Source organism: Burkholderia cepacia (assembly GCF_001039005.1).
In the GTDB taxonomy this organism is placed as follows: Bacteria; Pseudomonadota; Gammaproteobacteria; order Burkholderiales; family Burkholderiaceae; genus Burkholderia; species Burkholderia theae.
In genome coordinates, this window is record NZ_LDWR01000018.1 from 192,348 (window position 1) to 198,418 (window position 6,071).

At 68.2% G+C, this 6,071-nt stretch carries 5 protein-coding genes; all 5 read left to right on the forward strand.

All coding sequences use genetic code 11. The features are described 5' to 3' along the window. Positions 1-56 precede the first annotated feature (56 nt). The 5 genes from VL15_RS11875 to VL15_RS11895 all read left to right on the forward strand — a co-directional run bounded on the left by VL15_RS11875 (position 57) and on the right by VL15_RS11895 (position 6,048). Positions 57-1,397, forward strand: coding sequence for an aspartate aminotransferase family protein (locus VL15_RS11875; protein WP_048245678.1), 1,341 nt, complete (start codon positions 57-59; stop codon positions 1,395-1,397). Positions 1,398-1,579: 182 nt separating this feature from the next. Further along, positions 1,580-3,082 (forward strand): APC family permease, encoded by a 1,503-nt coding sequence (locus tag VL15_RS11880; protein ID WP_048245679.1) that lies wholly within the window; start codon positions 1,580-1,582, stop codon positions 3,080-3,082. Next, a complete protein-coding gene (locus VL15_RS11885) occupies positions 3,079-3,666 on the forward strand; it encodes a DUF3156 family protein (RefSeq protein WP_048245680.1) in 588 nt (195 codons plus the stop codon). The genes VL15_RS11880 and VL15_RS11885 overlap by 4 nt, the downstream gene beginning before the upstream one ends. Positions 3,667-3,734: 68 nt before the next feature. Then, positions 3,735-4,673: a helix-turn-helix domain-containing protein gene (locus tag VL15_RS11890; protein WP_048245681.1), complete on the forward strand. Its 939-nt coding sequence runs from the start codon at positions 3,735-3,737 to the stop codon at positions 4,671-4,673. Positions 4,674-4,839: 166 nt separating this feature from the next. Further along, on the forward strand, positions 4,840-6,048 hold the full coding sequence (locus VL15_RS11895) for a porin (RefSeq protein WP_048245682.1): 1,209 nt from the start codon (positions 4,840-4,842) through the stop codon (positions 6,046-6,048). Positions 6,049-6,071: the final 23 nt, after the last annotated feature.

Here is a 6,071-nt window from a genome sequence, read left to right on the forward strand (position 1 = left end):
CGCGAACCTCGAACCCGAACGACCCACGTTCAAACGATCCGACAGTGGAGACTGCAATGAGCTACAACGAAGCGAAATTCTGGCATCCGATGGTGCATCCGAATGAAATGAAGCAGCGCAAGCCGATCCGCATCGTGCGCGGCGACGGCTGCTACGTGTTCGACGAAGAGGGCCGCAAGCTGGTCGACGGCGTCGCGGGCCTGTGGAACGTGAACGTCGGCCACAACCGCCAGGAAGTGAAGGACGCGATCGTGCGCCAGCTCGACGAGCTCGAATACTTCCAGCTGTTCGACGGGATCTCGCATCCGCGCGCGGAAGAGCTGTCGAAGAAGGTGATCGACCTGCTCGAACCGGAAGGGATGCGCCGGGTGCTGTACAGCTCGGGCGGCTCCGATTCGATCGAGACCGCGCTGAAGATCGCGCGCCAGTACTGGAAGGTGCGCGGCCAGGCCGATCGCACGAAGTTCATCTCGCTGAAGCAGGGTTATCACGGCACGCACTTCGGCGGCGCGTCGGTGAACGGCAACACGGTGTTCCGCCGCAACTACGAGCCGAACCTGCCCGGCTGCTTCCACGTCGAGACACCGTGGCTGTACCGCAACCCGTTCACGCAGGATCCGGAGGAACTCGGCCGGATCTGCGCGGAAATGCTCGAGCGCGAGATCCAGTTCCAGAGCCCCGATACGGTCGCCGCGTTTATCGCGGAGCCGATCCAGGGCGCGGGCGGCGTGATCGTGCCGCCGGCCAACTACTGGCCGCTGGTGCGCGAGGTGTGCGACCGCTACGGCGTGCTGCTGATCGCCGACGAAGTCGTGACGGGCTTCGGCCGCAGCGGAAGCATGTTTGGCAGCCGCGGCTGGGGCGTGCGCCCCGACATCATGTGTCTCGCGAAGGGGATCTCGTCGGGCTACGTGCCGCTCGGCGCGACGGTCGTGAACGCGCGGATCGAGGACGCATTCGCCGCGAACGCGGACTTCGGCGGCGCGATCATGCACGGTTACACGTATGCGGGCCACCCGGTTGCGTGCGCGGCCGCGATCGCGAGCCTCGACATCGTCGTGAAGGAAGACTTGCCGGCGAATGCGGCGAAGCAGGGCGCGTATCTGCTCGAAGCGCTGCAGCCGTTCGCGGAACGCTTCGCGGCGGTTGGCGAGGTGCGCGGCAAGGGGCTGATGCTCGCGCTCGACCTCGTCGCGAACAAGGCGACGCGTGAGCCGATCGACCCGCTGTCCGGTTATGCGAACGCGGTGGCGGAAGTCGCGCGGGAGAACGGCGTGATGGTGCGCCCGGTCGGCACGAAGATCATCCTGTCGCCGCCGCTCGTGATCCAGCGCGAGCAGCTCGATCGGATCGTCGATGCGCTCGCGGCAGGCTTCAAGGCCGTGCCGTTCGCCTGACGGCGCGACCGCGTGCCGGCAGGCCTGTGGCGGGCGGCGTGACCGCCGTCGCGGGTTTGCCGATTTGCGCTATGACCGGATTATTTTGCCTGCGTATTTTTTCGACATCGGATCGCGTTTTGATCGACAGGAAGCCCGGGCGACGAAGCGCGGGTTCGGGTCAACAAAGGAAGGAGACAAAGATGTCGGGATGGTCAGGAGTTACCGGCGCCGCGGGCGACACGCCCGCCGGCTCGCCGGCCGAAGCGGGCGGCGGCACGGCGCTGAAGGCGGGCGCGGTCGGCTTTCCGACCGCGCTGGCGAGCGCCGTCGGCCTCATCATGGCAAGCCCGGTGATCCTCACCGCGACGTCGGGCTTCGGGATGGGCGGCTGGGCGTTCGCGGTCGCGATGATCATCGCATTCGTGATGATGCAGGCGCAGGCCACCACGTTCTCCGAAGCCGCCGCGATGCTGCCGACGGCCGGCTCGGTTTACGATTACCTGTCGTGCGGGCTGGGCCGCTTCTGGGCGATCACCGGCACGATCTCCGCGTATTTCCTCGTGCACGTGTTCGCCGGCACGGCGGAAACGATCCTGAGCGGCATCATGGCGCTCGTCAATTTCGAATCGCTGAACGCCGCATTCGAGAAGCACAACAGCTCGTGGCTCGTCGGCGTCGGCCTCGTGGTCACGTTCGCGATCACCAACATCATCGGCATCAAGGTGTTCAGCAAGCTCGAGATCGTGCTGACGGCCGGCATGTGGCTGTCGCTGATGATCTTCGGGATCCTCGGGCTCGTGGCCGCGCCGGCCGTGCATCTCGATGGCTGGTTCGGCGGCTCGGAAGTCGGCACGTCGGTGCCGGCCGTGCTGTCGCTGGTCGGGATGGCGATGTTCATGTTCGTCGGCTGCGAGTTCGTCACGCCGCTCGCGCCGGAAATGAAGTCGCCGGGCCGCACGATTCCGCGCGCGATGACGATTGGCCTCGTCGGTGTCGCGATCTGCATGTTCCTGTACGGCGCGGCGATCCGCCGCCAGGTCGCGAACGTGCCCGTGAGCCCCGATGGCCTCACGCACCTGCTCGACACGCCGGGCGCGATTCCCGCGTTCGCGCTGCAGGTGCTCGGCCCGTTCGGCCGCATCTGGTTCGGCGTCGCGTTCCTGTTCGCCGGCGCCGCGACGATCAACACGCTGATGGCCGGGCTGCCGCGCATCCTGTACGGGATGGCGATCGACGGCGCGCTGCCGCGCTGCTTCGCGTACCTGCATCCGCGCTTCAAGACGCCCGTGGTCGGCATCGTCGCGGCGGCGATCGTGCCGATCTTTCACGCGTGGCTGATCAACGGCAATCTCGACAGCATCCTGCACCTCGTGCTCGCCGCGACGTGCGCGTGGGGCACCGCGTACCTGCTCGTCACCGCGTCGGTCGTGATGCTGCGCATCCGCCGCCCGGACCTGCCGCGCCCGTACCGTTCGCCGCTGTTCCCGCTGCCGCAGATCGTGTCGAGCGTCGGCATCGTGCTCGCGATCTGGTACATCACGCCGCCCGGCATGAACGCGCGCGACATCTACGTGCCGTTCGGCGCGATGCTCGGGCTCACCGCGCTGTACGCGCTGTTCTGGACGCTGGTCGTGCAGCGCCGGCATCCGTTCAAGCCGGTGCCGGTCGAGGAAGTGCTGCGCAACGAGCACGTCGCGTCGTGAAGGCCGCGCTCGCCCGGTGGCGCGCGGCGCCCGATGCGCCGCCGCCCGGCCATCGGCCCGGCGCGATCGCCGCGCGCGTGCTCGCCGATCTGCACGCCGCGCGCGATGCCGACGGTGTCGGCAGCCCGACGGCGCGGCTGCCGAACGGCGTGCGCGTGAGCGTCGAGGAGCGCGTCGAGCGCCAGTTCCTGATGCATACGGTCAGCGTGATGGTGACGGCGACCGCCAGCGGCCCGGCCGCGCAGGGCAGCGCCCGCATGCGGCAGACCGGCTGGCTGCGCAGCACGGGCATCGACGCGGTGCTTGTGCCCGGATGTGACCCCGGATTCCTCGACACGGTGGCGGCGCTGGTCGCCGAGCCGTCGCTGGCCGACGCGCTGCGGCCGCTGCACCTGACCGACTGCGCGATCGACGCGCGCGACGGCCGCTGGACACTCGCGATCGTGCCGTTCGGCGGCAGCGAGATCGTGAACCGGATGCCGTCGTTTCGCCGTTATGTCCGCCTGACCGGCGAGCAGGCCGCCGCGCTGTCGGCGGCCTGTCTTGCGTTCGAAACCGCACTGCACAGGTTTTTGCGCGGGTAAGCTGTGGCGTTGCGGCCCGGCGAACGCGTCGGTCGCATCCAGGAATCAGGGTTTCACCGGAGGCGCCGATGTTGTTCCAGTCTCGCTCACACGAAGACGTGCACGATCACGGGCTCGCGATCGCGGGCTGGCATCAGGTCTACCGCCAGATGACGCCGGGCCGCTTCAAGGGCACGGTCACGCAGGTGCTGTACGACGATTTCCACTTCTTCCGCGAAACGACCAACCGGCGCGTCGCGCAAACCGGGCTCGCGCCGGCCGGGCGCACATCGCTCGCGGTGCCGCTGTCCGTGCCGCTCGCCGGCACCTTCCAGGGCCAGCCGGTCGACGGTTATGCGCTGCTCGCGCTGCGCGCCGGCGAGGATTTCGAGTTCCACACGCCGGAAGGGATGGGGCTCGTCGGGATCAGCGCGGCGTCCGACATGGTCGACGAGCTGTGCGAGGCCGAATTCGGCACGGCCGGCGCGCGCAAGCTGCGGCACGTGACGCGGCTGTCCGATGCGCAGGGCGTCGCGCTCGGTGTGCGGCTGTCGGCGCTGATCGACGATGCGCAGCGCAACCCCGGTCACCTCGAATACGCGGCCACCCGCAAGATGTTCCGCGACGCGATGCTCGGCATGTTTCTCGATGCGCTCGAACAGGGCATCGGCGTCGAGCGCCGCGACATCACGCACGCCACCTACAGCGACATCGTGAGCCGCTGCGAGAAGCATCTGCGCGACCGGCCCGAAGAACCCGTCACGGTGCTCGAACTGTGCCGCGCGCTGCGCTGCAGCCGCCGCACGCTGCAAACGAGCTTCCAGCGTGTCGCCGACGTCACGCCCGTCGGTTATCTGCGCACGATCCGGCTGAACGCGGTGCGGCGCATGCTGCGCACGACCTCCGTGCAGCAGCTCGGCGTCGGCGAGGCCGCCGCGAGCTGGGGGTTCACGCATCTCGGCTATTTCGCGCGCGAGTATCGCGACCTGTTCGGCGAGCTGCCTTCCCAGACGACGCGTCCCGCATGACGCACGCGCCCCGCGACGCAGCCGTCGGGCCGCGTCGCGGGGCGCGCACTCCACCGTTTGCCGATTTGCGATAGAGGTCCTGAATTTTCGCTGGATAGAGTCCTGTCACCCATATCGACAACACCATCGGTTTGCACTGCGAATCGATAATCACAAAGGGCGGGACATGAAGATCGGACGACGACTGGCCGCAGCCGCGGCCACGCTGGGTTGCATGCACGCACACGCACAGACTTCGGGCGGCGTGACGCTGTACGGCACGGTGGACACCGGCATCATTTACTCGACGAACCAGCAGTTCACGCGCGCCGACGGCAGCACGGGCGGCGGCCATGCGTGGCAGATGGGCGGCGGCAACCTCGTGCCGTCCCGCTTCGGGTTCCAGGGCGCCGAGCCGCTTGGCGGCGGGCTCGACGCGGTGTTCAACCTCGAGCAGCAGTTCCTGTCCGCGAACGGGCAGGCGCTGCAGGGCGGCACCGCGTTCAGCCGGCAGGCGTGGGTCGGGCTGCGCAAGGACACGATCGGCACGCTCGGCCTCGGCCGCCAGTACGATTCGTACACGGACATGCTCGGCGCGTATGTGTCGAGCAACAACTGGGCGACGCCGTATGGCTCGCATCTCGGCGACGTCGACAACCTGAATGCCGCGTTCAACTTCAACAACGCGGTGAAGTTCACGAGCGCCGATTTCAACGGCCTCACGTTCGGCGGCACGTTCAGCTTCGGCGGGCAGGCCGGCGACTTTTCCGCGAAGCGCGGTTATTCGGTGGCCGCGACGTACACGCGCGCGCCGGTGGCGTTCTCGGTCGGTTATCTCGACCTGCACCAGCCGCTCGACGCGGCGCTCGGCGGCGCGAGCGGCTATATCGGCGATTTCGCGTGCAGCAACCCGGGCGCGATGTACTGCCTGCTGCAGGACGCCGGCTCGATGCGCGCGTTCGGCGCGGGCGGCTCGCTGACGCTCGGCGCGGCGACCGTCGCGCTCACCTACACGCATACGCGCCTCGGCGACAGCCGCTATTTCTCGACCACCGCGCAGCCGCGCACACAGGCGTTCACGTTCGATATCGGCGAGCTGAACGTCACGTACATGTTCACGCCCGCGCTGCAGGGCGGCGTCGCGTACATCTTCAACGCCGCGCATACCGACGGGCGCGGCACGACGCGTTTCCACCAGGTGAACGTCGGCACGAACTACAGCCTGTCGAAGCGCACGGCGCTGTACGCGGTCGCGATCGGCCAGATCGCGAGCGGGACGGGGCTCGGCACCGACGCGAACGGCAACGCGGTGAACTACGCGCAGATCCCGGTGCTCGCGAACAGCAATTCGAGCCGGCAACTGGCGGTGATGGCCGGGATCCGCGTGAACTTCTGACCTGGCCGGGAAGGTCCGGCCGG